Source organism: Caulobacter sp. FG7, assembly GCF_057808875.1.
The window spans coordinates 1-26,270 of the sequence record NZ_JBMDIW010000044.1 but is presented as its reverse complement, the minus strand read 5'-3'; the positions used below and the strand labels follow the sequence as shown (position 1 = coordinate 26,270).

27 protein-coding genes and 1 pseudogene are annotated in these 26,270 nt (G+C 69.1%); 7 read left to right on the top strand and 21 right to left on the bottom strand.

The window, feature by feature from the left end:
• Positions 1-183: 183 nt before the first annotated feature.
• On the bottom strand, positions 184-1,296 hold the full coding sequence (tgt, locus tag ACODR1_RS23610) for a tRNA guanosine(34) transglycosylase Tgt (protein ID WP_488882617.1): 1,113 nt from the start codon (positions 1,294-1,296) through the stop codon (positions 184-186).
• Positions 1,297-2,403, bottom strand: coding sequence for a tRNA preQ1(34) S-adenosylmethionine ribosyltransferase-isomerase QueA (queA, locus tag ACODR1_RS23605; protein ID WP_488882616.1), 1,107 nt, complete (start codon positions 2,401-2,403; stop codon positions 1,297-1,299).
• Between the two features lie 149 nt (positions 2,404-2,552).
• On the opposite strand from queA, the gene ACODR1_RS23600 reads away from it, so the two are divergent.
• Complete coding sequence (locus ACODR1_RS23600) at positions 2,553-3,533, top strand: endonuclease/exonuclease/phosphatase family protein (RefSeq protein ID WP_488882615.1); 981 nt, start codon at positions 2,553-2,555, stop codon at positions 3,531-3,533.
• Here ACODR1_RS23600 and ACODR1_RS23595 read toward each other — a convergent pair.
• From ACODR1_RS23595 to gyrA, 6 genes are all read right to left on the bottom strand, one after another.
• Positions 3,520-4,092: an HD domain-containing protein gene (locus ACODR1_RS23595; protein WP_488882614.1), complete on the bottom strand. Its 573-nt coding sequence runs from the start codon at positions 4,090-4,092 to the stop codon at positions 3,520-3,522. The two genes, ACODR1_RS23600 and ACODR1_RS23595, sit on opposite strands and share 14 nt — an antisense overlap.
• Positions 4,093-4,148: 56 nt before the next feature.
• The gene (locus ACODR1_RS23590; RefSeq protein WP_488882613.1) at positions 4,149-4,616 is read right to left on the bottom strand and encodes a peptidylprolyl isomerase; all 468 of its coding nucleotides are present in this window, start codon (positions 4,614-4,616) and stop codon (positions 4,149-4,151) included.
• Positions 4,617-4,711: 95 nt separating this feature from the next.
• Positions 4,712-5,596, bottom strand: coding sequence for a peptidylprolyl isomerase (locus tag ACODR1_RS23585; protein WP_488882612.1), 885 nt, complete (start codon positions 5,594-5,596; stop codon positions 4,712-4,714).
• A gap of 15 nt (positions 5,597-5,611) precedes the next feature.
• A complete protein-coding gene (locus tag ACODR1_RS23580) occupies positions 5,612-6,457 on the bottom strand; it encodes a peptidylprolyl isomerase (protein ID WP_488882611.1) in 846 nt (281 codons plus the stop codon).
• Between the two features lie 230 nt (positions 6,458-6,687).
• Entirely contained in the window at positions 6,688-7,176 is a 489-nt protein-coding gene (gene coaD, locus ACODR1_RS23575) for a pantetheine-phosphate adenylyltransferase (protein WP_277794354.1), read from the bottom strand.
• A gap of 21 nt (positions 7,177-7,197) precedes the next feature.
• A complete protein-coding gene (gyrA, locus tag ACODR1_RS23570; protein ID WP_488882610.1) occupies positions 7,198-9,957 on the bottom strand; it encodes a DNA gyrase subunit A in 2,760 nt (919 codons plus the stop codon).
• 115 nt (positions 9,958-10,072) lie between these two features.
• Here gyrA and sodC point away from each other — a divergent pair, with 115 nt between their 5' ends.
• A complete protein-coding gene (gene sodC / locus ACODR1_RS23565) occupies positions 10,073-10,597 on the top strand; it encodes a superoxide dismutase[Cu-Zn] (RefSeq protein ID WP_488882609.1) in 525 nt (174 codons plus the stop codon).
• Between the two features lie 91 nt (positions 10,598-10,688).
• Here sodC and dipM read toward each other — a convergent pair whose 3' ends face one another.
• From dipM to ACODR1_RS23505, 12 genes are all read right to left on the bottom strand, one after another.
• Positions 10,689-12,599, bottom strand: coding sequence for a cell division endopeptidase DipM (gene dipM / locus ACODR1_RS23560; protein WP_488882608.1), 1,911 nt, complete (start codon positions 12,597-12,599; stop codon positions 10,689-10,691).
• A 105-nt stretch (positions 12,600-12,704) separates the two neighbouring features.
• On the bottom strand, positions 12,705-13,364 hold the full coding sequence (locus tag ACODR1_RS23555) for a protein-L-isoaspartate(D-aspartate) O-methyltransferase (protein WP_165262087.1): 660 nt from the start codon (positions 13,362-13,364) through the stop codon (positions 12,705-12,707).
• Positions 13,364-14,170 (bottom strand): 5'/3'-nucleotidase SurE, encoded by an 807-nt coding sequence (gene surE / locus ACODR1_RS23550; RefSeq protein ID WP_488882607.1) that lies wholly within the window; start codon positions 14,168-14,170, stop codon positions 13,364-13,366. The genes ACODR1_RS23555 and surE overlap by 1 nt, the downstream gene beginning before the upstream one ends.
• 195 nt (positions 14,171-14,365) lie before the next feature.
• A complete protein-coding gene (serS, locus tag ACODR1_RS23545) occupies positions 14,366-15,661 on the bottom strand; it encodes a serine--tRNA ligase (protein ID WP_488882606.1) in 1,296 nt (431 codons plus the stop codon).
• Between the two features lie 227 nt (positions 15,662-15,888).
• Positions 15,889-16,791 (bottom strand): twin-arginine translocase subunit TatC, encoded by a 903-nt coding sequence (tatC, locus tag ACODR1_RS23540; protein WP_488882605.1) that lies wholly within the window; start codon positions 16,789-16,791, stop codon positions 15,889-15,891.
• On the bottom strand, positions 16,788-17,390 hold the full coding sequence (gene tatB / locus ACODR1_RS23535) for a Sec-independent protein translocase protein TatB (protein ID WP_488882604.1): 603 nt from the start codon (positions 17,388-17,390) through the stop codon (positions 16,788-16,790). Before tatB ends, tatC begins: the two co-directional genes overlap by 4 nt.
• A 104-nt stretch (positions 17,391-17,494) precedes the next feature.
• A complete protein-coding gene (locus ACODR1_RS23530; protein ID WP_058349436.1) occupies positions 17,495-17,719 on the bottom strand; it encodes a twin-arginine translocase TatA/TatE family subunit in 225 nt (74 codons plus the stop codon).
• A 136-nt stretch (positions 17,720-17,855) separates the two neighbouring features.
• Positions 17,856-18,521, bottom strand: coding sequence for an SMC-Scp complex subunit ScpB (gene scpB / locus ACODR1_RS23525; RefSeq protein WP_101716475.1), 666 nt, complete (start codon positions 18,519-18,521; stop codon positions 17,856-17,858).
• 118 nt (positions 18,522-18,639) lie between these two features.
• Positions 18,640-19,464 (bottom strand): segregation and condensation protein A, encoded by an 825-nt coding sequence (locus ACODR1_RS23520; RefSeq protein WP_488882603.1) that lies wholly within the window; start codon positions 19,462-19,464, stop codon positions 18,640-18,642.
• Positions 19,461-20,489: a beta-N-acetylhexosaminidase gene (gene nagZ / locus ACODR1_RS23515; protein WP_488882602.1), complete on the bottom strand. Its 1,029-nt coding sequence runs from the start codon at positions 20,487-20,489 to the stop codon at positions 19,461-19,463. Before nagZ ends, ACODR1_RS23520 begins: the two co-directional genes overlap by 4 nt.
• An 11-nt stretch (positions 20,490-20,500) precedes the next feature.
• A complete protein-coding gene (ftsN, locus tag ACODR1_RS23510; RefSeq protein WP_488882601.1) occupies positions 20,501-21,301 on the bottom strand; it encodes a cell division protein FtsN in 801 nt (266 codons plus the stop codon).
• Between the two features lie 135 nt (positions 21,302-21,436).
• Positions 21,437-22,621 carry a deoxyguanosinetriphosphate triphosphohydrolase gene (locus ACODR1_RS23505; RefSeq protein WP_488882600.1) on the bottom strand — a complete coding sequence of 395 codons (1,185 nt, stop codon included), beginning with the start codon at positions 22,619-22,621 and terminating at the stop codon, positions 21,437-21,439.
• A gap of 77 nt (positions 22,622-22,698) precedes the next feature.
• Between ACODR1_RS23505 and erpA the strand changes: the two genes are divergently transcribed.
• The 4 genes from erpA to xth all read left to right on the top strand — a co-directional run bounded on the left by erpA (position 22,699) and on the right by xth (position 25,284).
• Positions 22,699-23,031, top strand: coding sequence for an iron-sulfur cluster insertion protein ErpA (gene erpA / locus ACODR1_RS23500; RefSeq protein WP_488882599.1), 333 nt, complete (start codon positions 22,699-22,701; stop codon positions 23,029-23,031).
• A 67-nt stretch (positions 23,032-23,098) separates the two neighbouring features.
• Positions 23,099-23,182 carry a hypothetical protein gene (locus tag ACODR1_RS23495; protein WP_101711352.1) on the top strand — a complete coding sequence of 28 codons (84 nt, stop codon included), beginning with the start codon at positions 23,099-23,101 and terminating at the stop codon, positions 23,180-23,182.
• A gap of 97 nt (positions 23,183-23,279) precedes the next feature.
• Positions 23,280-24,377: a 3-deoxy-7-phosphoheptulonate synthase gene (locus tag ACODR1_RS23490; RefSeq protein ID WP_488882598.1), complete on the top strand. Its 1,098-nt coding sequence runs from the start codon at positions 23,280-23,282 to the stop codon at positions 24,375-24,377.
• Positions 24,378-24,495: 118 nt separating this feature from the next.
• A complete protein-coding gene (gene xth / locus ACODR1_RS23485; protein WP_488882597.1) occupies positions 24,496-25,284 on the top strand; it encodes an exodeoxyribonuclease III in 789 nt (262 codons plus the stop codon).
• Here the strand turns inward: xth and ACODR1_RS23480 are convergent.
• Positions 25,281-25,619 (bottom strand): hypothetical protein, encoded by a 339-nt coding sequence (locus ACODR1_RS23480; protein WP_488882596.1) that lies wholly within the window; start codon positions 25,617-25,619, stop codon positions 25,281-25,283. The two genes, xth and ACODR1_RS23480, sit on opposite strands and share 4 nt — an antisense overlap.
• A gap of 115 nt (positions 25,620-25,734) precedes the next feature.
• Between ACODR1_RS23480 and ACODR1_RS23475 the strand changes: the two are divergent.
• Positions 25,735-26,270: pseudogene (locus ACODR1_RS23475) on the top strand (hypothetical protein); the annotation flags it as partial.

Below are 26,270 nucleotides of genomic sequence, written 5' to 3'. Positions count from 1 at the left end.
ATCCCTTCCCCCTCAGTCGCTTCGCGACAGCTCCCCCTTCAGGGGGAGCATCTTGGACAAAGGGCCGGAGGGGGGCCGTTCTCAGCTTCCGCTGCGCCGGAATGTCATCACCAACGCCCCCCACCGATCGCTCACGCGATCGCCTCCCCCACAGGGCGAGGTTCGGCGCGATCCAGGGAGAGCCTAGCCCTTCTGCCGCGCGGCGAACTCCCGGCGGAACTGCTCGAACCGCCCCTCTTCGATCGCCGCCCGCATGGCGGCCGTCAGGGCCTGGAAGAAGGCGATGTTGTGCCACGACAGCAGCACCTGACCCAGGATCTCCTCGGCCTTGAACAGGTGGCGCAGATAGGCCTTGGAATAGTCGCGGCTGGCCGGGCAGTCGCTGGTGGGATCCAGCGGGCTCTCGTCCTCGGCGAAGCGGGCGTTCTTGATGTTGATCGCCCCGTCCCAGGTCCAGGCCTGGCCATGGCGGCCCGAGCGGGTCGGCAGCACGCAGTCGAACATGTCGACGCCGCGATAGACGGCTTCCACCAGATCGATCGGCTTGCCCACGCCCATCAGGTAGCGCGGCTTGTCGGCGGGCAGCAGGCCCGGCGCGTAGTCCAGCACCTCGCACATCGCCTCGTGGCCTTCGCCGACCGCCAGGCCGCCGATGGCGTAGCCGTCGAAGCCGATCTCCTGCAGGCGCTCCGACGACTCCTTGCGCAGGTTCTCGAAGGTCGAGCCCTGCTGGATGCCGAACAGGGCCTGGGTGTCGCGGGTCCCGAAGGCGGTCTTCGAGCGCAGGCCCCAGCGCGCCGACAGCTCCATGCCCTCGCGCGCCCGCTTCTCCTCGGCCGGCCAGGCCACGCACTCGTCCAGCTGCATGACGATGTCGGAGCCCAGCAGGTCGGCCTGGATCTCCATCGACCGCTCGGGGCTCAGCACGTGCTTGGTCCCGTCGATGTGGCTGGCGAAGGTCACGGCCTCTTCGGTGACCTTGCTGATCCCCGACAGGCTCATCACCTGGAAGCCGCCGCTGTCGGCCAGGATCGGCTTGTCCCAGCGCATGAACTTGTGCAGCCCGCCCAGGCGCTTCACCCGCTCGGCGCTCGGCCGCAGCATCAGGTGATAGGTGTTGCCCAGGATGATGTCGGCCCCGGTGTCCTTGACCTGGTCGACCGTCAGGGCCTTGACCGTGCCCGCCGTGCCCACCGGCATGAAGGCCGGGGTGCGGATGTCGCCGCGCGGGGTCTTCAGCACGCCCGTGCGGGCCTTGCCGTCCGTGGCTTTGATCTCGAAGGGGAAAGCGGCCATCTAGACGGTCTCTGTATCGGCGCGGAACAGCAGCGAGCCGTCCCCGTAGGAATAGAAGCGATAGCCCGTCGATATGGCGTGCTCGTAGGCCGCGCGCATCGTCTGGCGACCGGCGAACGCGCTGACCAGCATGAACAGGGTCGACTTGGGCAGGTGGAAATTGGTCATCAGCACGTCGACCGCCCGGAACCGGTAGCCGGGCGTGATGAAGATCGCCGTCTCGTCGGCGAACGGCCGCACCACGCCGTCCTCGCCCGTGGCGCTCTCGATCAGGCGCAGGGAGGTGGTGCCGACGCAGACGATGCGGCCGCCGGCGGCATGCACCGCGTTCAGGGCGTCGGCCGTCTCCTGGCTCACCTCGCCGAACTCGGCGTGCATCTTGTGCTCGGAAACCTCGTCGGTCTTCACCGGCAGGAAGGTGCCCGCGCCCACGTGCAGGGTGACGAAGTGCAGGGAAACGCCCTTGGCCTTCAGCGCGTCCAGCAGGTCCGGCGTGAAGTGCAGGCCCGCCGTCGGGGCGGCCACCGAGCCGTCCTCGCGGGCGTAGACGGTCTGGTAGTCGGCGCGGTCGCGGTCGTCCTCGGCCCTTTTCGCGGCGATGTACGGCGGCAGCGGCATCATGCCGTGCCGGGCGATGCCGATGTCGAGGTCAGGGCCCGACAGGTCGAAGGCCAGCACGACCTCGCCGCCCTCGTGCTTCTCGACCACCGTGGCGTCCAGACGCTCGGCCTCGCAAGGCGTCGAGCCCTGCGCGGCGAAGGCCACGCGGTCGCCGGCCTTCAGGCGCTTGCCCGGGCGCATGAAGGCGCTCCAGCGGTCGGGGGCGATACGGCGATGCAGGGTGGCCTCGACAGCCACCGGCGTGCCGTCGGCCCCGCCGGTCGTGCGGCCCTCGCGCAGGCCCGACAGGCGGGCGGGGATCACCCGGGTGTCGTTGAACACCAAAGCATCGCCGGGACGCAGGAAATCGGGCAGGTCGCGGACGATGCGGTCCTGAAGATCCTGCCCCGGGCGCACGACGAGAAAGCGCGCGCTGTCGCGCGGCTCGGCCGGGCGCAGGGCGATGTTGTCGTCGGGAAGGTCGAAGTCGAAGTCGGAAAGGCGCATGGGCCGGCTTCAAGGCCACGAAGGGGGCGCAAGGTCAAGGCGCGGCGCGGCCGCATCGGCGCCGCACGGCTGCGCAACCGCTCGAGCGAGCCCTTCGAAATGTACGCCGGCCTGCACGACCGTCGCCGGCTCGTGCTAAGGGCGAAGTCATGCAACTGATCCTGCACCTTGCCCGACTGTTCTGCCGCGGCACGGCCCTGGCCCTGGTCCTGCTGGCCCTGGCGCTCGGCCTGGCCGGCCTCGGCGGCGCCTTCAGCGACCGGCTGGACGTGGCCAACCACTTCGCGCCGGTCTGGCTGGTCACAGGCCTCGCCGGCGCCCTGGTCGGGGCGATCGTCTCGCGGCGCAGCGAGCGCTGGGCGATCGTCGTCATGGGCGTCGTCGCGATCCTCGCCCACGGCGGCCTGATGGCGCCGGAACTGATCGCCGCCCAGACCCGCAAGCTCGATCCGGGCCCCGCGACGCTCAAGGTCATGCAGTTCAACGTCTGGGCCTCGAACGACGACCCGACCGAAGCTCTGGAATGGGTGCTGGCCGAGGACCCCGACGTCCTCTTCGTCGAGGAAGGCGGCGGCAGCGCCTGGCCGCTGATCGGCCCGCTGCGCCGGCTCTATCCGTTCGTCGTCTCCTGCGTGGGCAACACCCGCCCCTGCGACACCTGGATCTTCAGCAAGAAGAAGATGGTCGCCCGGGGCGGCGTCTACGACCGCGAGCGGCCGCTGTCGGTGGCCTGGGCCACCCTGGCCGATGCGAACGGCCCGTTCACGGTGGTGGCCACCCACTATGTCTGGCCGATCCCGGCCGGCGCCCAGCAGGCCCAGAGCCGGCGCCTGGCCGCGATGCTGGACGGCTTCGACAAGAAGGCGATGATCGTCGCCGGCGACTTCAACTCGACGCCCTGGTCGTGGAGCCTGCGCCGGCAAGACAGGCTGTTTGGCCTGGAGCGGCGCACCCTGGCCCTGCCCTCCTGGCCGTCGGGCTCTTTCACCCGCCTCTTGAAGGCGCCCTTCCCGTTCATGCCGATCGACCACCTCTATGCCGGCAAGCAGTGGAAGACGGTGTCGGTCAAGCGCGGCCCGCACCTGGGCTCGGACCACCGGCCGGTGCTGATCACGCTCAAGCGCGGGTGAGTTCGGCGATCTCGGCGGCGAGGTTGCGACGGGCCTGGGCGTCCAGCGCCTCGGCCAGGGCGGGATCGGGGAACAGCACCGGCGCATCGAGGAAGGTTCGCAGCACCCGCGCCCGGCCGGCGCGATAGATGTCTTCCGGCACGGCCGCGTACTCCTCGCGGATGGCCCGTGCATAGGCGGCGTAGGCTTCGGGCTCCGCGCCCAGGATCGACAGGTCGATCGAGACCATCAGCGCGCCGAGCCGGTCGCCCGCCTCGACGGTGTGGCCCTTGGTCAGCAGGATAAGCCGCTCGACCTCGGCGATGTCGGCTTCAGGCGCTTCGGCCGCGGCCAGGGCCTCGCGGGCCAGGTCGGCGCTGCGGGCCTCGTTGTCGGGCCGGAGCGGATCGTAGACGGCGTCGTGCCACCAGATCGCCTGGACCAGCAGGTCGCGCTCATGGCCGTCGAGGCCGGGCGTGGCCGCCAACCGGGACAGACAGTCCTCGATATGGACCAGCGTGTGATAGCGCCGGTGCGGCTCCCGATAGGCCTCGCGCGGCGGTTCCGGATGAGCGCTCATGCCGTCTCCGAAAGGAAAAGGGCCCCTCCGTTTCCGAAGGGGCCCTCTTTTCGACTTTAGGCGTCGGCGGCGATCTTGGCGCTGACGATCTTGCCCGGCGCGCGGGGCGGCTCGCCCTTGGGCAGGCTGTCGACGTTTTCCATGCCTTCGCTGACCACGCCCCAGACGGTGTATTGCTTGTCGAGGAAGGTGGCGTCGTCGAAGCAGATGAAGAACTGGCTGTTGGCCGAGTTCGGATCCGGCGTGCGGGCCATCGAGCAGACGCCGCGGACGTGCGGCTCGGCCGAGAACTCGGCCTTCAGGTCGGGCTTGGACGAGCCGCCGCGGCCGGTGCCGGTCGGGTCGCCGCCCTGGGCCATGAAGCCCGGGATCACGCGGTGGAAGACGACGCCGTCGTAGAAGCCCTCGCGGACCAGTTCCTTGATCCGCTCGACGTGGCCCGGAGCCAGGTCGGGACGCAAGGTGATGGTGACCGGACCGGTCTCGAGCGTCAGGATCAGGGTGTTTTCGAGGTCAGCCGACATGGTCGTCCCTTCGGTACGGGGTTTGGCGGGCATGCCCGCCGGAAAAATTGAGTCTGGCGCTCTTTAGCCCGCCGCAAAGCGGCTGTGAACCGCCGTTACTGAACGCTGACGGGGACTTCCAGGTCGCAGACCGAGAAATCCGCGCCCCTGGCCCTACGCACGGCGGCGATCTGGTTGCGGAACCACGGGCTGTTCGGATCGATCACCCGCACCTTCGGACGCTCGGCCTCCGGGATGTCCGACAGCAGGCGCACCTTGGTCATCTCGTCCTGCGGGTCGGGCACCGGCTCGCCGGTCTTGATGTCGCGCACCACCTCGAGCCCTGAGATCACCCGGCCAAAGGCGGTGTAGCGCTTGTCCAGCGACGGATAGGGCTGGCGCATCAGGAAGAACTGGCTGTTGGCGCTGTCGGGCGCGTCGTCTCGGGCCATGCCCAGCACGCCGGGGCAATAGGTCCCCCAGGCGGCGACCTTCTTGTCGCCGGTCATGGAAGTCCAACTCAGCGCCTGGCTGACCACGGGCAGCGACTTCAGGAAGCCGACCTCGGTCCCGGCCGGCGAGGCGGCGACCACGAACGGCAGGGCCTGGTCGCGGCGGAAGGTGAACTCGGCCTTGAGGTTGGGCTTGCTCGAAGCCCCCTGCCCGGTGTCCTCCGGATCACCGGTCTGGGCCATGAACCGGTCGATGACCCGGAAGAAGGTGCGCCGGTCGTAGACGCCCTCGCGGGTCAGCTCCTGCAGGCGCGCCACGTGGGCGGGCGCAACTTCGGGAACCAGCTCGACCAGGATGCGGCCCTTGGTGCTGTCGATGACCATCACCGTGTCCGGCGCGGGCGTGCGCCAGTCGGACTCGCGGGGACCGGCCGGCGCCGCGAGGGCGGCGGCGGCCTTGGCCCGCTTGGCCTTGGGCGCGGCCTGCGCCGCCGGAACGACCGCCGCGGCGGCCAGGAGAGCGACGGCGGAGACGATCGGCAGGCGCATTCAGTCGACCTTCGCTTACTTGCTGACCTTCGCGGGTACTTCCACGTCGCAGATGTTGTAGCCGGCGCCAAGCTCGGCCTGCTTCTTCTTGACGACTTCGGCGAAGGCGGCGCTGCGGGTGTCCATCACCTGCACGGTGGGGCGCTTGTCGGCCGGGATGTCGGCCAGCACCTTGACGCTCAGCATCTTGTCCTGCGGGTCGGCGACCGGCTCGCCGGTCTTGATGGCGCGCACCACCTCCAGGCCCGACAGCACGCGGCCAAAGCCCGTGTAGGTCTTCTCCAGCGACGGATAGTGCTGGCGCATGAAGAAGAACTGGCTGTTGGCGCTGTTGGGATCGCCGGCGCGGGCCATGCCCAGCACGCCCGGGCAGAAGTTGGCCCAGGCCTGCACCTTGCCGTCGGCGGTCATGGCGGCCAGCATCGACGACTGGCTGGTCACGGCCAGCGGGCCGACGAAGCCGGTCTCCAGCGTGCCGACCTTGCCGGCCGGGGCGAACGAGCCGCCCGAACCGGCGCGACGGAAGGTGAACTCCGCCGTCAGGTCGGGCTTGTCGGAGCCGCCGGTGCCGTCGTTCTTCGGATCGCCCGTCTGGGCCATGAAGCTGTCGATGACCCGGAAGAAAGTCAGGCCGTCGTAGAAGCCGGCCCGCGCCAACTCGCGCACGCGCTCGACGTGGCCAGGCGCGGCCTCGGGAACCAGCTCGGCGACGATGCGGCCCTTGTTGGTCTCGACGACCAGCACGTTCTCCGGATCGGGCGTGCGCCATTCGGCGCTTTGGGCGGCGACTTGAGCGGAGGCGGCCGTAGCCGAAACGAGCGCCAGGGCGGCGACGCCGAGAACGCGGAACGCAGACTTCATGGATTTCCCCGAACAGATCTCGTCGCCCCGCGTAGAACGGGCGGAGCGGAACCACAAGCTTTGTCGATGATTTCGGCCACTTGTGGGCGATGGGCGCAACGAACCTCCCCCTCTGGGGGAGGCGATCGCGCAGCGAGCGGTGGGGGAGAACTTCAGGCGCAGCGGCAGCTGAAAACGTCTCCCCTCCGTCGCCTTTGGCGACACCTCCCCCGGAGGGGAGGATCCTTGGATCAACGCGCCTTGATCTTGGCGATCAGGTCGGTGGCCACACCGGGGCTGACGAACTTGCCGACTTCGCCGTCGAGCGAAGCGATTTCCTTGACCAGCTTGGAGGCGATGGCCTGGTGGCGCGGGTCGGCCATCAGGAAGACGGTCTCGATCTCGCGATCCATCTGCTGGTTCATCGCGGTCATCTGGAATTCGTACTCGAAGTCGGCCACGGCCCGCAGGCCGCGGACGATCATCTGGGCGTTCACCTCGCGGGCGAAGTGGATCAGCAGACTGTCGAAGGGGCGGACCTCGATGGCCGCGCCCTTCAGATGAGCCGTCTCGCGCTGCAGCATGGCGACCCGCTCGTCGAGCGAGAACAGGGGGCTCTTGCCGATGTTGACGGCTACCCCGATGACCAGCTTGTCGACCAGCTTGACCGCCCGACCGATGATGTCGAGGTGGCCGTTGGTGACCGGATCGAAGGTCCCGGGATAAAGACCGATACGCATGAAACCCCCTGCGCCTTTGACTTACGGGGTCTCTTCCGCCCCGTTTGCCTCGTCCTGCCCTTCGTCGCCGCCGGCCTCGGCCAGACGTTCGACGCTCACGACATGCTCGTCCGCCGCCGTGCGGAAGACGGTTACGCCCTGAGTATTCCGCGCCGCAACACGAATTTGCGCGACGGGGCACCGTATCAGCTGACCGGCGTCCGTCACCAGCAGGATTTGGTCGCTCTCGTCGACCGGGAACGAGCCCACCAGCTTGCCGCCGCGCTTGGACAGATCCTGGGCTGCAAGGCCCTGGCCGCCACGACCGGTGCGACGGAAGTCGTAGGCGCTGGTGCGCTTGCCGTAGCCTTCCGACGAGATGGTGAGGATGATCTCCTCGGCCGCGCCCAGTTCGGCGATGCGTTCGACGGTAAGGGTGGCCTCGTCGGCGTCCTCATCGCCGTCCTCCACCGGCGCGGGGGCGTCGTCGCCCTCCTCGCCGCTGGCGGCGCGCAGCAGGGCGCGCTGATGCTTGAGGTAGGCGGCGCGCTCGGCCGGGGTGGCGTCGACGCTGCGCAGCACGGCCATCGAGATGACGGTGTCGCCCGAGGCCAGCTTCACGCCGCGAACGCCCGTGGAGTCGCGGCTGGCGAACACCCGCACCTCGTCGACCGAGAAGCGGATGCAGCGGCCGGCCGCCGTGGTCAGCAGCACGTCCTGATCGCTGTTGCAGACGGCGACGCCGACGATGCCGTCGCCTTCGTCCAGCTTCATGGCGATCTTGCCGTTGCGGCGGACGTCGACGAAGTCCGACAGCTTGTTGCGACGCACGCTGCCCGAGCGGGTGGCGAACATCACGTCCAGGCCGTCCCAGGTGGCCTCGTCCTCGGGCAGGGTCAGGATCGAGGTGATCGTCTCGCCCGGCTCGATCGGCAGCAGGTTCACGAACGCCTTGCCGCGCGAGTTGGCGGCGCCCAGCGGCAGGCGCCACACCTTCATCTTGTAGACCTTGCCGCCCGAGGTGAAGAACAGCAGCGGCGCGTGGGTCGAGGCCGAGAACACGCGGGTGACGGCGTCCTCGTCTTTGGTCGCCATGCCCGACTTGCCTTTGCCGCCCCGGTGCTGGGTGCGGTAGTTGGCCAGCGGGGTGCGCTTGACGTAGCCGCCCATGGTGACGGTGATGACCATGTCCTCGCGGACGATCAGGTCCTCGTCTTCCATGTCGGCGTCGCCGTCGACGATCTGGCAGCGGCGCGGAATGGCGAACTTGTCCTTCACCTCGACCAGTTCCTCGCGAACCACGGCCATGATGTTGGCGCGGTCGGAGAGCAGTTCGAGATAGCCGCGGATGGCTTCGGCCAGCAGAGCGGCCTCGTTGCCGATCTCGTCACGGCCAAGGCCGGTCAGGCGCGACAGGGTCAGGGCCAGGATGGCGCGAGCCTGCTCGTCGGTCAGGCGGATGAAGCCGCCGTCTTCCAGCACCGAGCGCGGGTCGGCGATCAGCTCGACCAGGGGCAGCATGTCGCCCATCGGCCAGGCCTTGGCCACCAGGCGCTCGCGCGCCTCGGCCGGGTCCTTGGACGAGCGGATGATGTGGATGAACTCGTCGATGTTGGCCACGGCGATGGCCAGGCCGACCAAGACGTGGCCGCGGTCGCGGGCCTTGCCCAGCTCGAACTTGGTGCGGCGGACGACGACTTCCTCGCGGAACTCGACGAACACTTCCAGGAGCTTGCGCAGGCCCATCTGCTCGGGACGGCCGCGATTGAGGGCCAGCATGTTGACGCCGAACGAGCTTTGCAGCGCGGTGAAGCGATAAAGCTGGTTGAGGATCACCTCGCCCGAGGCGTCGCGCTTGAGCTCGACCACGATGCGCATGCCGTCGCGGTTGGACTCGTCGCGGATGTCGGCGACGCCCTCGATCTTCTTGTCGCGGACCAGCTCGGCGATGTGCTCGACCAGGTTGGCCTTGTTCACCTGATACGGGATCTCGGTGATGATGATGGCTTCGCGGCCGGTGCGGATCTCGTCGACGCTGGCGACGCCGCGCATGACGACCGAGCCGCGGCCGGTCAGCAGCGCGTTGCGGGGCGGCGAGCGGCCGATGATCTCGCCGCCGGTCGGGAAGTCCGGGCCCGGCACGAGATCGAGCAACTGGTCGGTAGTGACCTCCGGCTCGTCGATCAGCAGCAGGCAGGCGTCGATGACTTCGCCGAGGTTATGCGGCGGAATGTTGGTGGCCATGCCGACGGCGATGCCGCCCGCGCCGTTGACCAGCAGGTTGGGGATCCGCGACGGCAGGACGGTGGGTTCCTGCTCCTTGCCGTCGTAGTTGTCGGCGAAATCGACCGTGTCCTTGTCGAGATCGGCCAGCAGCGACATGGCCGGCGGCGCCATGCGGCACTCGGTGTATCGCATGGCCGCGGGCATATCGCCGTCGACCGAGCCGAAGTTGCCCTGGCCGTCGATGAGCACCAGGCCCATCGAGAACGACTGCGTCATGCGCACCAGGGTAAAGTAGATCGAGGCGTCGCCGTGCGGGTGATACTTACCCATGACGTCACCGACGACGCGGGCCGACTTGACGTACGGGCGCTCGGGCGTCTGGCCCTGCTCGTGCATCGAGAACAGCACCCGGCGGTGCACCGGCTTGAGGCCGTCGCGCGCGTCCGGAAGGGCGCGGCTGACGATGACGCTCATCGCGTAATCGAGATACGAGCGGCGCAGCTCGTCCTCGATGTTGATCGGGGCGATGTCTCCGCGCGGCCCTTCGGGAGGCAGAGTGTTTTGATCGTCGTTCAAGGGGATTTTTCGCCGTCAGAATCGAACACGGAACAGTCGGAAACAGTTAGCATTCTGACACGGACGGCGCCACCTTCGCCGCCCCATGCGTCCCCTACGAATGCAGGAGCAGTTCATGCGTCTGACCGCCCTTTTCCTCGCCGCCGGCCTCGTGGCCGCCACCACGGCCTCCGCCGCCGATGCGCCCGCCACCGCGACCGCCGAGATCAAGGGCGCCGACGGCAAGACCATCGGTACGGGGACGATCACCGAAGCCCCGCACGGCGTACTGCTGAAGATCGAGGCCAAGGGCCTGACGCCGGGCTGGCACGGCCTGCACTTCCACGAGAAGGGCGACTGCGGCACGCCTGACTTCAAGTCGGCCGGGGCCCACGTGCACACCACGGCCACGGTGGTCCACGGCCTGCTGAACCCGAACGGCAACGACAACGGCGACCTGCCCAACCTCTACGCCGCCGCCGACGGCAGCGCGGTGACCGAGGTGTTCTCGCCCCTGGTGTCGCTGAAGGGCGCCGGCGGCCGTCCCGCCCTGCTGGACGCCGACGGCTCGGCCATCGTCATCCACGCCAGCCCCGACGACCACACCAGCCAGCCGATCGGCGGCGCCGGCGCGCGCAGCGCCTGCGGCGTGGTGAAGTAGGGCTTCGCCCCCTTCCCCACCCAGGGATGGAAACAGAAACGGCCTCCGGATCGCTCCGGAGGCCGTCTTCGTATGGGCGGTGAGCCCGACCCTAGCGCGGCAGCACCAGGCCCGGATCGATCGGCTTGGCCTTGTCCTTCGGGGTCGGGGCGTAGCGGACCTCGAAGTGCAGCTGGGGCTCGTTGACGCCGCCCGTCTGGCCGACCGTGCCGAGCTGTTCGCCCTGGCCGACCTGCTGGCGCATCTTGACGTCGGTGGTGGCCAGGTGAGCGTAGGCCGTCACCCAGCCGTCGGCGTGCTTGACCAGGACGAGATTGCCGAAGCCCGGCACCTGGTTGCCGGCATAGACCACCTCGCCCGAGGCGGCGGCCTTGACCGGCGCGCCGGCCGAGGCGCGGATGTTGAGGCCGTCGTTGCGCTGGCCCGTGCCCTTGGGGCCGAAGTCCGAAATGGTCTCGCCGCGCACCGGCCAGATGAAGCGGCCGCGGCCGGCGGCCGTAATCTCGGCCTCGGTCGGCGGGGCGCTGCTCTCGATGATCGGACGCGACGGCGCCGGCGGCGGGGTGATCGGCTGGGCCGAGACCGGCGCGCTGGGACGCGGATAGCTGGAGGCCGAACCCGACGGCGTGTAGGGGCGCGGGCTGGACGGCAGGCCGCTGGTCGACGGCGCGGGGGCCGGCGACGCGCCGATCGGCGCCTGGGCGGTCGTGGTCGGGGCGGGCGTCGACGGGCGCGGCGCGGGCGTCGTCACCGTCGTGCGGACCGGACCACGGTCCTTGTAGCCGTCGGGCAGGACGACCTTCTGGCCCTTCTTGACCGAGGCGCCGGTGCGCAGGTTGTTTTCCTTGGCCAGGGCCGAGACGCTGACGTTGAAGCGCTTGGCGATGCCGGCCAGGGTGTCGCCGCTTTCGGCCACATAGGCCTTGTCGGTGGTCGCCGGGCCTTTGAGCTTCTGGCCCGGACGGATCACGTACGGGGCCTTCAGATCGTTGTCCTCGACCAGGTCCTTGCGGGTGGTGCCCAGCTCGCGGGCGATGGAGTCGATGGCGTCGCCCGACTTCACCGTGTGGATCTTGGGCTTGCCGGCGACCTCGATCACCTTGCCGGTGATGCTGACCGTCGTCGTGGTCGTGGCGGCCGGGACCGGCTCGTCGTCGACGACCGGGCGCGACGGCGGCGGGGCGGCGGCCGGGCGCGAGCCGATCGGCGGGGCCGAGGCGGTCGGCGTGCGGGTCGGCGCCGGCGCGGCGCCCGCCAGGGTGGACGAGCCGCCCGGAACCGGCTGCATCACCGTGGTCTTGGACGGACCCTTGTCCTTGTAGCCTTCCGGCAGGCGGATCTTCTGGCCGGCGCGGATCGAGGCGCCGCTGCCCATGTCGTTCTCGTCGGCCAGGGCTACCGGCGTGACGCTGAAGCGGCGGGCGATGGCGCTAAGGGTGTCGCCGCTCTCGACCACATAAGCTTTCGCCTTGGTCGAGGGGCCCTTCAGCTTCTGCCCGGGCTTCAGGCGATAGGGTTCTTCCAGGTCGTTCAGCTTGGCCAGTTCGACGCGCGAGATGCCCATCTTGCGGCCGATGGCGTCGAGGCCGTCGCCGGACTGGACGGTGTAGGTCTGCGGGGCGCCGCTGACGTCGACGACCTTGCCGCCGGTGACCGTCACCACGACCGGACGCATGGCCGGCTGCTGCTGCACGGGCGCCGGCGCGGGAATCGGACGGCTGTCGGCCGGCGGCGGGGGCGGCGGCGGAATGTCGGAGGGCACCGGCGACAGCGGCTGGCTGGACACGGCGCCGGCGGCGACCGGCGCGGTCACCGGCGGGGCGTCGTCCTCAGGCGGCTGGGCGGCCGGCGGCGGGGTCTGGACGGCGGGCGGAGCCTGGACGAGCGGCGGACTGACGCCGGTGTCGGCGCGGGTCGGATACTGGGCGCCGGTCGTCTCGCAGGCCGCGAGCGTTCCAGCCGTCAGCGCGATCACCGCCGCTTGCGTCCACAACTGCCTCATGACCTCTCCTTTCCTCGCGGAGCCTTCAACTCGCCGCCGCAAGGGTAAATCAAACCTTAACCAAATACGCACGGCGTCGCCGAACCTGTGGACGCCGGGCCCGCTCTACTCGCGGGCGACGCCTTCCAGGATCGGGACGAAACGCACGTCGCACAGGGCTTCGACTGTGAAGCCCCCCTTCCCGTCGCCGGCATAGCGGCGAAGGCTCTGGACCGGCCCCCGACCAACGGGCGCGACGAGCACGCCGTTGGGCTTGAGCTGAGCCAGAAGCCCCTTGGGTTCTTCCTGCGCCGCAGCCGTGACCATAATACGGTCAAAAGGCGCCTGCTCGCGCCAGCCTTCCCAGCCGTCGCCGAACTTGGTGATGACGTTGGTCAGGCCCAGGGTCGCAAAGCGCGCCTCGGCCTCCTTCATCAGGGTGCGATAGCGCTCGACCGTGTAGACGAGGCGCGACACACGGCTGAGGATCGCGGTCTGGTAGCCCGAGCCGGTGCCGATCTCGAGCACGCGGCAGCGCGGCTCCACCGTCAGGGCCTGGGTCATCAGGCCGACGATGAAGGGCTGGCTGATGGTCTGGCCGCAGGCGATCGGCAGGGCCGAGTCCTCCCACGACCGCTCCTTGAAGAGGTCGGGGGTGAAGAGGTCGCGCGGGGTCTTCTCGATCGCCGACAGCACGCCGGGATCGGTCACGCCCTGGGCGCGCAGGGCGTCGAGCAGCCGCTTCAGCAGCGCTTCGGGCGTTTCCGGGCGCTTGGCGCTCGCCATCACAGGCCAGGCTCCGGCTTCGAGGCGAGCTTGGGCGGCGCTCCGCCCAGCACGCCCTTGAGGGCGGCGACGGTGGCGTTGTGCGTCAGGTCGATATGCAGGGGCGTCACCGAGATGCGCCCTTCGTACACGGCCCTCAGATCAGTCCCCTCCGGCGGGTTGGACGGCTTGGCGGTGAAGCCGGTCCAGTAATAGTCGCGACCGCGCAGGTCAGTCCGCTTTTCAATGCGCCGCAAGTGCGAGTCGCGGAAGCCTTGGCGGGTCACTTCCACGGCATCGACGCGTTCGGGCGGGATCGGCGGGAAGTTGACGTTCATGACGACGTCGGCCGGCCAGCCCACCTCCAGCAGGCGGCGGATGATGCCCGGCGCGAAATGCTCGGCGGTCTCCCAGTGGGCGACGACCTCGTCGGCGAAGTAGGTCATGGCCTGCGACAGGGCGATGGCCGGAACGCCCAGCACCATGCCTTCGATGGCGCCGGCGACCGTGCCCGACAGGGTGACGTCCTCGGCCAGGTTCTGGCCGCGGTTGACGCCCGAGAGCACCAGATCCGGACGCGCGCCCTGCACCAGTTCCTGAAAGGCCAGCGCCACGCAGTCGGTGGGCGTGCCCTCGACGGCGAAACGGCGCTCGCTGATCTTCCGCACGCGCAGCGGGTCAGCCAGGGTCAGGGCCCGGCTGGCGCCCGACTGCTCGTACTCCGGCGCGACGACCCAGACGTCGTCCGACAGGGCCGCAGCGATCCGCTCCAGGGACGCGAGCCCCGGGGCGTGAATGCCGTCGTCGTTGGTGAGGAGGATCCGCATCTTACTGCACCTCCCCCGAGCAACGGGAGAGGTGGCGCGGCGCCACCGGCGACGTGACGGAGGGGGCGACCGCGGCAACAGCGCCCAGTCTCGCCCCCTCCACCACGGAGCCTGTCCTCGGGCGCGCGCTTTGCGCGACCCGGGGGTGGTCCCCCTCCCCCGTTGCTCGGGGGAGGAACTTGAAGGCGGATCCGATCACGCAGCGCCCCCGATATGGGTCAGGCCGCCCATGTAGGGCTGCAGCACGGCCGGGATGGCGATGCGGCCGGCTTCGTCCTGGTAGTTCTCCAGCACGGCCACCAGGGTGCGGCCGACCGCCAGGCCCGAGCCGTTGAGGGTGTGGACGTAGTGCGTGCCCTTCTCGCCGGCCTTCTTGTAGCGGGCGTCCATGCGGCGGGCCTGGAAGTCGCCGCAGTTGGAGCACGAGCTGATCTCGCGGAAAGTCGCCTGGCTGGGCAGCCAGACTTCCAGGTCGTAGGTCTTGCGCGCGCCAAAGCCCATGTCGCCCTTGCACAGCAGCATGGTGCGGAACGGCAGCTCCAGCTTCTTCAGCACGGTCTCGGCGCATTCGACCATGCGCTCATGCTCGGCTTCCGACTGGTCGGGCGTGGTGATCGAAACGAGCTCGACCTTCTGGAACTGGTGCTGGCGGATCATGCCGCGGGTGTCGCGGCCCGACGCGCCGGCTTCCGAGCGGAAGCAGTAGGTCAGGGCCGTCAGGCGCAGCGGCAGCTCTTCCTCGCCGGTGATCTGCTCGCGCACGAGATTGGTCAGCGACACTTCGGCGGTGGGGATCAGCCAGTGATCGCCGGTGGTGCGGAACAGGTCCTCGGCGAACTTGGGCAACTGGCCGGTGCCGAACAGGGCCTCGTCCTTCACCAGCACCGGCGGACTGACCTCGGTGTAGCCGTGCTCCACCGTCTGCAGGTCGAGCATGAACTGGCCGAGCGCCCGTTCCAGGCGGGCGATCTCCTTCTTGAGCACCACGAAGCGCGCGCCGCTCATGCGGGCGGCGGCCTCGAAGTCCATGCCGCCCAGGGCCGCGCCCAGGTCGACGTGGTCCTTGGGCGCGTTAAGGCGGCCGGCCGGCAGCTTGGACGCATCGCCCCAGCGGCGCTGCTCGACATTGCCCGCCTCGTCCTCGCCTTCGGGCACTTCGGCGGCGGGGATGTTGGGCAAGGACGCCAGCAGGTCCTTCAGCTTGGCGCCGACCAGATGCTCTTCTTCCGAAGCCTCGGCCATGCGGCCCTTCAGCGCCTCGACCTCGGCCATCAGGCGGGCGGCTTCGGCCTCGTCCTTCTTGGCCTTGGCCATGCCGATCAGCTTGGAGCTTTCGTTGCGCTTGGCCTGGGCCTCCTGCAGGACGGTCTGGGCCGCACGCAGCTGGGCGTCGAGCTTGACGGCTTCCGAGGCCGCGCCCGACCGCCCCTTGGCCGACCAGGCGGCTTCATAGGCTTCGGTATTTTCGCGGATGGCCTTGATGTCGTGCATCGGAATGAGCTCGGCAGGAAGTCGTTAAGAAACGCCCTTCTCTAAGGCGCGTCGGCAAGGGCGCCAACCTTCTTACACGTCTGCGCTCCCCTCGCAGGAAAGGGTGGCGCTGCAGAGCGAGGTCGGATGAAGGGTCGCACGAACGCGAAACGCCGCGAAAGCTGATGGGCTTTCGCGGCGTTCGATGTCTGAGAGACCCTTCACCCGCAAGGAGAGAAGGAAAGCGGTTAGACCGCCACCACGTCCTTGCCTTCCTCGGCCTCGCGCTTGGCGCGGCTGCGCTCGATCAGCCACACGCACCAGATGCCGATCTCGTAGAGCAGGCACATGGGGATCGCCAAAGTCAGCTGGCTGATGGGATCGGGCGGGGTCAGGATGGCGGCGGCGATGAACACGCCGACGATGGCGTAGCGGCGGCCGGCGCGCAGCATCTTGGAATCGATGATCCCGGCCATGCCGAGCAGCGACACCACCACCGGCAGCTGGAAGCACAGGCCGAAGGCCAGCAGCAGCGAGGTCACCAGGGTCAGGTAGTCCGAGACCTTGGGTAGCAGCTGGATGTTGATGGCGGTCGTGGAGATCTGCTGGCTCATCGAGAACCACAGCACGAACGGCAGCATCACATAGTAGACCAACGCGGCGCCCAGGATGAACATGAACGGCGAGGCCAGCAGGAACGGCAGGAAGGCGCCCCGCTCGTTCTTGTAGAGACCCGGCGCCACGAAGCGATAGAGCTGCCAGGCCAGGACCGGGAAAGTCACGACCACGGCGCCGAAGCCCGCCAGCTTGATCTTGGTGAAGAAGAATTCCAGGGCCGCGGTGTAGACCAGCTCGAGGGCCTTGGCGTTGCCCATCGGGATGTCCTTCAGCCCGACGAGCGCCAGCAGCAGGTCGAACGGACCGTGCTTGCCGCCCGAGTGCTGCGCCGCCAGCAGTTGCTGGCCGACGGTGAAGGGCTTCACCAGAAACAGGAAAATCTGGTCGGAGAAGTAGAAGCAGACGCCAAAGCCGACGAACAGCGCCACGACGCAGACGATCAGGCGCGAGCGCAGCTCGGTCAGGTGCTCAAGCAGCGGGGCTCGCGAGGCCTCAATCTCGTCTTCCGGATCATGTCCGATCGAATTGGTCACGAAACGATGTCCGAGCTGGAGGCGGCGGTCTTGGTGGTGCGCTTGCGAGCCGGCTTGGCGACCGGCGCGGCGACCTCGGCCTTGGCGGCTTTCGGCTTGGCGGCGACGCCGACATCCTTGGAAGCGGCCTTGGCGCGGGGCTTCTTGGCGACGATCTCGACGGTCGGCTCGGCCACGGCCTTGGGCGCGCGCTTGCGGGCCGGCTTGGCCGGCGGCTCGAGCGTGGCGGCTGCGTCGACGGCCGGCTCGGGATTGTGGGCCGCATAGGGATGAGCCTGCACCGAACCGCTGTTCAGGCTGGCGTCGATATCGGCGAACACCTGGTCGACATTGGCGTCCTTGGCCTCGTCGACCGCGACCTGCACGGGATTGGCGTACTGGCCGGCGCGCATCGCCTCGACTTCGCGACGCAGGTCGTCGAGCTCGGACTGGCGGGCCATCTCGTCGAAGCTGGCGCGGAACTCGTTGGCCATGCCGCGGATCTTGCCGACGAACTGGCCCAGCTTGCGCAGGAGAACAGGCAGGTCCTTGGGGCCGACGACGATCAGGGCGACCGCGGCGATGACCAGGAGTTCTGCGCCGCCGATATCAGGGAGCATGCAACCGCCTCAGACCGGCCCGGCGCTCGCGTGGAGGCCCAGGCCGCGCAGTAGGAAAAACGCGGGCCGCGCCCTCGCTTTGGAAGGCGCGGCGAACAGAGACCTTACGACTTGCGCAGGTCTTCCTTCTCGGCCTCGGTGCGCGGCAGGGCGCCGGTCGACTTGTTGTCGGCCACTTCCTGGCTGCTGTCGTCCTTCAGGCCGTCCTTGAACGCCTTGATGCCCTTGGCGGCGTCGCCCATGATCCCGGACAGCTTGCCGCGACCGCCGAAAAGCAGGGCGACGACCGCGATCACGATCACCCAGTGAATCCAGCTCATGCTACCCATAACGGCGGTGCTCCTTGCGACAGCGGCGCTTTAGCCGCTGCGGCGTGTCGTTACAATGTCTCAGATAATATAGGCGTCCGCATGGCGTGGAGCCAAGCGGAACGGAATGCGGCGATTGCGCCCCGGCCAAGGCAGGCTATGCCTTGTCGCCCCCTTCCAACTCGCCCAGGAAATCCTGAGCGAATTCGGGCGTCTCGCCTTCGTCCAGCGGATCCTCGTTCTCGTCGTCGCGCATCGCCAGGGGATCGGGCACGCTGAACCCCGGCGGCAGGTTGAGGTCGAGCAGGCCCGCGGCCTTCATTTCGGCCACGCCCGGCAGGTCGCCCAGATTCGCCAGGCCGTAGTGTTCGAGGAAGGCGTCGGTGGTGCCGAAGGTCACCGGACGGCCCGGCGTGCGGCGGCGGCCGCGCATGCGGATCAAGCCAAGTTCCAGCAGCACGTCCAGCGTGCCGCGGCTGGCCTGCACCCCGCGCACGGCTTCGATCTCCGCCCGGGTGACGGGCTGGTGATAGGCGACGATGGCCAGGGTTTCCTGGGCGGCCTTGGACAGGCGCCGCGGCTCCTCGCGCTCCTCGGTCATCAGGAAGGCCAGGTCGGCGGCGGTCTGGAAGCGCCAGCGACCGGCCACCTCGACGAGCTCAATGCCCCGCCCGGCCCAGGTCAGGCGCAGATCGGCGACGCCTTGCTTGATGTCCGCCCCGTCGGGCAGGCGCTTGGCCAGATCCTGGACGCTCAGCGGCTCGGCCGCCGCGAACAGCAAGGCCTCGATGCAGCGCTCGGTGAAGATTGGGTCGAGGGTCATCTAGCGGGGGTCCCCCTCCGGCCCTTCGGGCCACCTCCCCCAGACGGGGAGGATCTCATTGTAGAAGATGCCCCCCTCTGGGGGAGCTGTCGCGGAGCGACTGACGGGGCTCCACGGCTCACAGCAGCCCCTCCCCGCCATCCGTCCGGGTGCGCAGGTAGATTTCCTCGAACGCCCCCATCTGGCGGACGGTCAGGGCGCCTTCCTTGGCCAGTTCCAGGCTCGCCGAAAGGGTGGAGGCCAGATAGCTGGCGGGCGTCGGGCCCTCGGGGTCCTCTTCCCAGCGCTCGACGGGAGCGACGCCGGACAGGGCCGTCCATTCCTCCATCCTCGGCAGGAAGGTGCGCAGGCGGTCGCGGGCGTCTTCCAGCGGATAGGCCTGGGGCGGACGCGGCGCGTAGTGGCGGCCGTGCTCGCGCTTTCGCTGGGAGATGTAGGCGCTCATCAGGGCGTAGAGGTCGCCCTCGAAGCGGGTGGAGGAAACGATCTTCACCGCATCGGGGTCGCCGCGCATGAAGACGTCGCGCTTGAGCTGCGGGCGCTCCTTCAGGGCCTCGACCGAGCGGCGCATGGCGTCGAGCTTGGCCAGGCGGAAGGCCAGCTGGGCGGCCATCTCCTCGGCCGGCGGCTCCTCGGCCTTGGGACGTTCGGGCTTGGGCAGCAGCAGGCGCGACTTCAGGTAGGCCAGCCAGGCGGCCATCACCAGATAGTCGGCGGCCAGCGAAAAACGCACGCGACGGGCCTGCTGGACGAAGGCCAGGTACTGCTCGGCCAGACGGGTGATCGACAGCTGAAGCAGGTCGACCTTCTGGTTGCGGGCCAGGGCCAGCAGGACGTGCAGCGGCCCTTCGTAGCCATCGATGTCGATGACCAGGGCCGCGCCGTCTTCGGCCGCCTCACGGGCGGCCGCGAAGTCGAATGTGGGCTGAAAGCCCGTGCTCACCCGGCGTACCGGCCATCGAAGGCGGCGTCGAAGCGGGCGCGGGCCTCGGCCACGTCGAGCGGCTCGGGAACCTTGACCAGGCGGCCCATGACGGCCTGGACCCGGCGGCGGGCCTCCTTGGACAGCTTGCCGACGCCGGCCATCACGGCCTTCATCTCGTCCATGTCGCCGTTGCAGTGCAGGACGACGTCGCAACCCGCCGACAGGCTGTCCTTGGCGCGCTGCTTGAAGTCGCCCGACAGCGCCTTCATCGACAGGTCGTCGCTCATCAGCAGGCCGTCGAAGCCCAGCGAGCCGCGGACGATCTGCTTGATCGCCTTCTTGGACGTGGTGGCCGGGCGGCGACGGTCGATGGCCGTGTAGACGACGTGGGCCGTCATCGCCATCGGCATGTCCGACAGCACCCGGAACGGGGCGAAGTCACGCGCGTCCAGTTCGGCCAGCTTGGCCTTCACGACCGGCAATTCCAGGTGGCTGTCGCTCATGGCGCGGCCGTGACCGGGAATGTGCTTGATGATCGGCAGCACGCCGCCGGCCAGAAGGCCCTCGGCGGCGGCGCGGCCCAGCGTGGCCACCTGCTCCGGCGTGTCGCCATAGGCGCGGTCGCCGATGATCTCGTGACCCTTGGGATCAGGTACGTCCAGCACCGGCACGCAGTCGACATTGATCCCCAGCGAGGTCAGGTCGTGGGCGATCAGGCGGGCGCCGAGGCGGGTGATCTCGCGGGCCATCAGCGGGTCGTTGGCGACCAGGTCGCCGTAGGCGCGGCCCGGCGGATACTTCCCCCAGTGGGGGGCTCCAAGGCGCGCGACGCGGCCGCCCTCCTGGTCGATCAGGATCGGGGCGTCAGGCCGGCCGACCGTCTCGCGCAGCGCCGAGGTCAGCTTGCGCACCTGGTCGGGCGTCTCGATGTTGCGCTTGAAGAGGATGAAGCCCCAGGGCTTCACGTCGCGGAAGAAGGCAGCTTCTTCCGCCGACAGGACGGTCCCGGCGCAGCCGAGGATGGCGGCGGACGACGTGCTCATGGGGCCCTCGCCTACTTCACGAAGCAGGACTTGCCGGCGGCGCTCAGGGCGTCGCAGAACGCCTTGGCGTCGGCGCGGCTGGAGAAGCCCGTGACCGAGGTGCGGTAGAGGGTCGAGCCGTTCTTGTCGATCGCCTCCACCTTCTTGCCCTTGCCGGCGGCCAGGCCCGGCGCGATGCGGGCGGCGTCGCTCCACGCCTTGTCGGCCAGGGCGGTCGAGGACAGGGCGCCGATCTGGACGCTGGCCGGCCCCGAGGCGGCGGCCGCGGGCTTGGGCGCGGCCGCCGCCGGCTTCGGCGGAGCGACGGCGGCGGTGGCCAGGCTCTCGATGCTGGGGGCCGGGGCGGGCTTTGCGGCCGGCTTGGCGACCGGCGGAGCGGCGACAGGCGCGGAGGGCGCCGTGGCGGCGGGCTTGGCCGGCGGCAGGCTGGCGCTCTGCACGGGAGCAGCCGGCGGCGGCGCGGTCGGACGGGCCATCGGCTCTTCCGGCGGTGCGGCATAGGTCGGCGAGGCCGTCGGGTTCTCGTGGCTGTAGATCTGCAGGCCGGCGGCCTCGTCGGGCTTGTTCTGGTCAGGCGCCGGGGCGGCCTTGATCTCGGCCACGGGCTCGCCGACGGTGCGCGGAGCGTCGTTGGGGCCGCGCACGCCGTTGCGATAGATCAGGAACACCGCCACCAGCAGCGTGCCCAGCACCACCGCGCTGATGATCAGGGTCAGCGGCAAGGGCCGCGACCCGCGCACCGGCTGGCGCGCATCGAACGAAAGCGGCGCATCGGTGGGCGGCGCATAGGCGCCGCGGTGCGGGTCGGACATCGAAAAAGGCTCCAGAATTCCGGCGCGCGTTCACCATGTGCGAATCACGCGCGCAAGTCCCTACTCTACTGGACCCGATGCGCGTTCAGAACTGTCGCACCCTCGACGGTCGTGCGTCGCCCGGCGCTCGCCCCGTCAGCTCCACACATCCAGGTGGAACAGCTTGCGGTGTTCCTCGATGGCGAAGCGGTCGGTCATGCCGGCGATGTAGTCGCACACCACGCGAGCCCTTCCGGCTTGGTCGCGGTTCTGCGACTTGGCGAACCATTCCGATGGCAGCACCTCGGGTTCGGCCAAGAACAGCGTGAACATCTCGGCCAGAATGCGGCGCGCCTGGCTGCGGGTGCGGTTCACGCGCCAGTGGCGGTACATCCTGGCATGCAGGAACTCGCGCAGGCGGGCCAGGTCCTCCAGCATGTCGGACGAGAACGACACCAGGGCGTGCGGCAGGGCCCGCACCTCGTCGGCCGAGGCGACGCCGGTGATGGCCGCGCGCTGCAGGGTCTCGCCCATCACGTCGTCGACCATGGCGCCGATCATCCGGCGCACGGCTTCCAGGCGGGTGATGCGGGCGTCGAGGTCGGGACGCTCGCTGCGCACCGCCGCCAGGATCGGGCCGATCAGCGGCACGTCCATCAGTTCATCCAGCGTGAACAGCCCCGCCTCGACCCCGTCGTCGATGTCGTGGTTGTTGTAGGCGATGTCGTCCGACAGGGCCGCCACCTGCGCCTCGGCCGACGCCCAGGTGTCGAGCTTGAGCCCGTACTCGCCGTCGTACTTGGAGATCGCCTTCCACGACGGCTGGCCCAGCTTATGGATCACCGGACCGTTGTGCTTGATGACCCCTTCCAGGGTTTCCCAGGTCAGGTTCAGACCGACGAAGTCGGGATAGCGGTGCTCCAGCTCGGTCACGACCCGGAAGGTCTGGACGTTGTGGTCGAAGCCGCCGAACTCCTTGGTCTGCAGCTCCAGCTCGTCCTCGCCGGCGTGGCCGAACGGCGGGTGACCCAGGTCGTGGGCCAGGGCGATGGTTTCGGCCAGATCGGCGTCCAGCCCCAGCGCGGTGGCCAGCGAGCGGGCGATCTGGGCCACTTCCAGCGAGTGGGTCAGACGGGTGCGGAACTGGTCGCCCTCGTGGGCGACGAAGACCTGGGTCTTTTCCTTCAGCCGGCGGAAGGCCGAGGTGTGGATGATGCGGTCGCGATCGCGGGCGAACGGCGTGCGGGTGCGGCTCTCGTCTTCCTGATAGCGCCGACCGCGTGACTTGGCCGGATCTTCGGCGTAGGGGGCGCGGGGGACGGCGAACGGAGACGTCGACATGAGCGGCCTTTTCTGATCGCCCCTTTCCCCGGGGCGCGGTCGCCCTCATATATGCGATAGATCAAGTTTCCACAGCCATGACCGACATCACCGTTACGCTTTCTTCCAATGCCGCCCGCCGCCTGCACGCCCTTTCGGAGGCTGAAGGTCGCGAAGTCATGCTTCGCGTCGCAGTCGACGGCGGCGGCTGCTCGGGCTTCCAGTACCGGTTCGACCTGGTCGAGGCCGCCGAGCAGGACGACCTGAAGATCGAGCGCGACGGCGCAGCGGCCCTGGTCGACGTCGTGTCGCTGGCCCTGCTGAAGGGTTCGGAGATCGACTTCGTCGACGAACTGGCCGGCGCCGAGTTCCGGGTCAGGAACCCCAACGCCAAGTCCAGCTGCGGCTGCGGCGTCAGCTTCTCGATCTGAGGCCACTTCCCGCCCCTCTCAAGTTTATGGCGTGACACGCGCCAAACTAGGCTCTACGGTCGCCGCCATGATCCTCGCCGCCAGCCAACAGCTGTTTTGGTACTTTAGCTATCCGACGCCTCTGGCGCCGGGAGGGGATCGTTTGGCCTGAGATCAGGCCGCCAGAAACGCCTTTCACCAGCCGCCAGGGGTTCCCCGGGCGGCTTTTTTGATGGCCGCCGGACCCCGCGAATTTTCCGGAGCACGCCATGCCATCCTCGACCGCCGCCAACCTCGTCTCGCTGCCCGTCCCCACCGACGACCTGCGCATCCAGAAACTCCAGACCCTCAGCCCGCCCGCCCAGGTGATCGGCGAAGCCCCGGCCACCTCGACGACGGCCGAGATCGTCGAGGGATCGCGCCAGGCCGTCCATGAGATCCTGCACGGCCGCGACGACCGCCTGGTGGTGGTGATCGGCCCCTGCTCGATCCACGACCCCAAGGCCGCCATCGACTACGCCAGCCGTCTGGCCGCCGAGCGCGAGCGCCATGCCGGCGAGCTGGAAGTAATCATGCGGGTCTACTTCGAAAAGCCGCGCACGACGGTGGGCTGGAAGGGCCTGATCAACGACCCGGGCCTGGACGGCGGCTTCCACATCAACGAAGGCCTGCGCCTGGCGCGCCGCGTGCTGCTGGACGTCTCCGCCCAGGGCCTGCCGGCCGCCTGCGAATTCCTGGACGTCACCACCCCGCAATACATCGCCGACCTGGTGGCCTGGGGCGCGATCGGCGCGCGCACCACCGAAAGCCAGATCCACCGCGAGATGGCGTCCGGCCTGTCGTGCCCGGTCGGCTTCAAGAACGGCACCAACGGCGACGTGAAGGTCGCGGTCGACGCGGTCACCGCCGCCGCCCAGCCGCACCATTTCCTTGCCGTGACCAAGGAAGGCCGCGCCGCGATCGCCACCACCACCGGCAACGCCGACAGCCACGTGGTGCTGCGCGGCGGCAAGACGCCCAACTACGACGCCGCCAGCGTCGCGGCAGCGGCGCAAGCTCTGACCAAGGCCGGCCTGCCTCCGCGCCTGATGGTCGACGCCAGCCACGCCAACAGCGGCAAGAACCACGAGAACCAGCCGGCCGTGGTCGCCGACATCGCCGCCCAGGTGGCGACCGGAACCTCGCCGATCATGGGCGTGATGATCGAGAGCAACCTGGTGGCCGGCCGCCAGGACATCGTTGCCGGCCAGCCCCTGACCTACGGCCAGTCGGTCACCGACGCCTGCGTCGACTGGGACACGTCTGTGCGGATGCTCGAAGACCTGGCCCAAGCCGTCCGCGCGGGTCGCCAGGCGCGCAAGGCTTAGGACGACTAGACGGAGGGATGCCCCAAGGGCGTCCCTCCCTATCCCCCGAAATCTCGCCTGCATGGCTTGAGCGCGCGGCCGCCGCCCCCTAGCCTCCGCCCGCCTATCGGAGCCCGCCATGCGCATCGCCACCTGGAACGTCAATTCGGTCAACGCCCGCCTGGACAACGTCCTGGCCTGGTTCGAGGCCGAGGCGCCCGACGTCGCCGTGCTGCAGGAGATCAAGTGCGTCGACGAGAAGTTCCCGGCCGAGGCCTTCGAGCGCCTGGGCTACAACGTCGTCGTCCACGGCCAGAAGACCTATAACGGCGTGGCCCTGCTCTCGAAGCATCCGGTCGAGGACGTCCGCAAGGGCCTGCCCCTTCTGGACGGCGACGCCGAGGACGAGCAGGCGCGCTATGTCGAGGCGGTGATCTCGGGGCCCAAGCCTATCCGCGTGATCGGCATCTACCTGCCCAACGGCAATCCGATCGGCACCGAGAAGTTCGCCTACAAGCTGTCGTGGATGCGCCGCCTGCACGCGCACGCCAAGGGCCTCCTGGCTTTTGAAGAGCCCCTGGTCATAGCGGGCGACTACAACGTCATTCCCGAGGTCGAGGACGTGGCCAATCCCGAGGCCTGGCTGAGCGACGCCCTGTTCCAACCCGAGAGCCGAGCGGCCTTCCGGGCGCTCAAGAACCTGGGCTTCACCGACGCCTACATGCAGGCCGACGGCGCGCCCGGCGGCTACACCTTCTGGGACTACCAGGCCGGCGCCTGGCCCCGGAACCTGGGCATCCGCATCGACCACCTGCTGCTGTCGCCCCAGGCCGCCGACAAGCTCGCCGAGGTGAAGATCCACCGCGACGAGCGCGACAAGGAAAAGCCCTCCGACCACGTGCCGGTGGTGGCGACCCTGAATCTCTAGGACCCGCCCTGCTCCAGCTGCACCCAGCGTCCGCCATCCTCGCGGCGATACTGGACATTGACCGGTATCCAGGGCCCGTTCTGGAACGTGCGCCGCGTGCGGCAGAGCGCGAGGGTCGGGTCGGTCGCCGACCAGCGGCAACGGGCGGTCGAGTAGTCCATCGGCGGATAGGTCACCCAGCCGCCCGCGGCCAGGACGCCGGCGTCGAGCCTGGCGCGAACCCGCTCGACGTCGTCGACCTGCTCCTGCTTCGAGATCTCGAACGAAGAGGAGGAAGACGCGCAGCCCGCGAGCATCGCGCCGCCGATCGCCAGTCCGATGAGACAAACCCGCACGACACGCCCCCAGGCTGCATGAGGGCATGTTGATCGCCTTTAGCTCAACCTTACAAGCGGCGCCGGTATCCGGCGCCTCTGTCGCGAATCCGCGAACGCCGCTAGCCTCCACGCCATGAGCGAGTTCTGGCGCCTCCTGTTGCTTGTCGCCATCGCCGGGTCAGCCGTCACCTTCATGGGCAGCGCGGCCATCTGGTTCATGGACGAAGAGCGTCGCATCCGCCGCGCCCTGCGCCACGTGCTCAAGGGCGAGCCGGAGACCGTCATCATCGCCCGCGGCCGCGGCAAGGGCGTGGGCTTCTCGTTCGACACCAACACCGCCGCCGTGGCCTGGGACAGCGGGACCTGGTGCCTGCTCTATCGCATCGACGAACTGATGGGCGCCGAGCTGTCGGTCGACAATCAGGTCGTCGGCCGCGTCTTCCGCGGCGAGCAGCGCCGGGCGATCGACCAGATCGTGCAGCAGGCCGCCCGCGTCTGCCTGCGGCTGATCTTCGACGATCCGCGCCATCCCGATTTCGAGCTGGACCTGTGGCTGGAGGGTGACGAGCAGCAGCGCCAGAGCCGCTCGCCCGCTCTGGCGATCCAGGAAGCCAATCGCTGGCTGGCGAGGGCCGAGGCGATCGTACGCAGGCCGCTGGCGCCGCGCGG

What these genes read in the sequence shown, in the direction of transcription:
- tgt (WP_488882617.1), bottom strand. Translation starts at nt 1,296, where the DNA reads ATGGCCGCTTTCCCCTTCGAGATCAAAGCCACGGACGGCAAGGCCCGC.
- queA (WP_488882616.1), bottom strand. Translation starts at nt 2,403, where the DNA reads ATGCGCCTTTCCGACTTCGACTTCGACCTTCCCGACGACAACATCGCC.
- ACODR1_RS23600 (WP_488882615.1), top strand. Translation starts at nt 2,553, where the DNA reads ATGCAACTGATCCTGCACCTTGCCCGACTGTTCTGCCGCGGCACGGCC.
- ACODR1_RS23595 (WP_488882614.1), bottom strand. Translation starts at nt 4,092, where the DNA reads ATGAGCGCTCATCCGGAACCGCCGCGCGAGGCCTATCGGGAGCCGCAC.
- ACODR1_RS23590 (WP_488882613.1), bottom strand. Translation starts at nt 4,616, where the DNA reads ATGTCGGCTGACCTCGAAAACACCCTGATCCTGACGCTCGAGACCGGT.
- ACODR1_RS23585 (WP_488882612.1), bottom strand. Translation starts at nt 5,596, where the DNA reads ATGCGCCTGCCGATCGTCTCCGCCGTCGCTCTCCTGGCCGCCGCGGCG.
- ACODR1_RS23580 (WP_488882611.1), bottom strand. Translation starts at nt 6,457, where the DNA reads ATGAAGTCTGCGTTCCGCGTTCTCGGCGTCGCCGCCCTGGCGCTCGTT.
- coaD (WP_277794354.1), bottom strand. Translation starts at nt 7,176, where the DNA reads ATGCGTATCGGTCTTTATCCCGGGACCTTCGATCCGGTCACCAACGGC.
- sodC (WP_488882609.1), top strand. Translation starts at nt 10,073, where the DNA reads ATGCGTCTGACCGCCCTTTTCCTCGCCGCCGGCCTCGTGGCCGCCACC.
- dipM (WP_488882608.1), bottom strand. Translation starts at nt 12,599, where the DNA reads ATGAGGCAGTTGTGGACGCAAGCGGCGGTGATCGCGCTGACGGCTGGA.
- ACODR1_RS23555 (WP_165262087.1), bottom strand. Translation starts at nt 13,364, where the DNA reads ATGGCGAGCGCCAAGCGCCCGGAAACGCCCGAAGCGCTGCTGAAGCGG.
- surE (WP_488882607.1), bottom strand. Translation starts at nt 14,170, where the DNA reads ATGCGGATCCTCCTCACCAACGACGACGGCATTCACGCCCCGGGGCTC.
- serS (WP_488882606.1), bottom strand. Translation starts at nt 15,661, where the DNA reads ATGCACGACATCAAGGCCATCCGCGAAAATACCGAAGCCTATGAAGCC.
- tatB (WP_488882604.1), bottom strand. Translation starts at nt 17,390, where the DNA reads ATGCTCCCTGATATCGGCGGCGCAGAACTCCTGGTCATCGCCGCGGTC.
- ACODR1_RS23530 (WP_058349436.1), bottom strand. Translation starts at nt 17,719, where the DNA reads ATGGGTAGCATGAGCTGGATTCACTGGGTGATCGTGATCGCGGTCGTC.
- scpB (WP_101716475.1), bottom strand. Translation starts at nt 18,521, where the DNA reads ATGACCCTCGACCCAATCTTCACCGAGCGCTGCATCGAGGCCTTGCTG.
- nagZ (WP_488882602.1), bottom strand. Translation starts at nt 20,489, where the DNA reads ATGAGCACGTCGTCCGCCGCCATCCTCGGCTGCGCCGGGACCGTCCTG.
- ftsN (WP_488882601.1), bottom strand. Translation starts at nt 21,301, where the DNA reads ATGTCCGACCCGCACCGCGGCGCCTATGCGCCGCCCACCGATGCGCCG.
- ACODR1_RS23505 (WP_488882600.1), bottom strand. Translation starts at nt 22,621, where the DNA reads ATGTCGACGTCTCCGTTCGCCGTCCCCCGCGCCCCCTACGCCGAAGAT.
- erpA (WP_488882599.1), top strand. Translation starts at nt 22,699, where the DNA reads ATGACCGACATCACCGTTACGCTTTCTTCCAATGCCGCCCGCCGCCTG.
- ACODR1_RS23495 (WP_101711352.1), top strand. Translation starts at nt 23,099, where the DNA reads ATGATCCTCGCCGCCAGCCAACAGCTGTTTTGGTACTTTAGCTATCCG.
- ACODR1_RS23490 (WP_488882598.1), top strand. Translation starts at nt 23,280, where the DNA reads ATGCCATCCTCGACCGCCGCCAACCTCGTCTCGCTGCCCGTCCCCACC.
- xth (WP_488882597.1), top strand. Translation starts at nt 24,496, where the DNA reads ATGCGCATCGCCACCTGGAACGTCAATTCGGTCAACGCCCGCCTGGAC.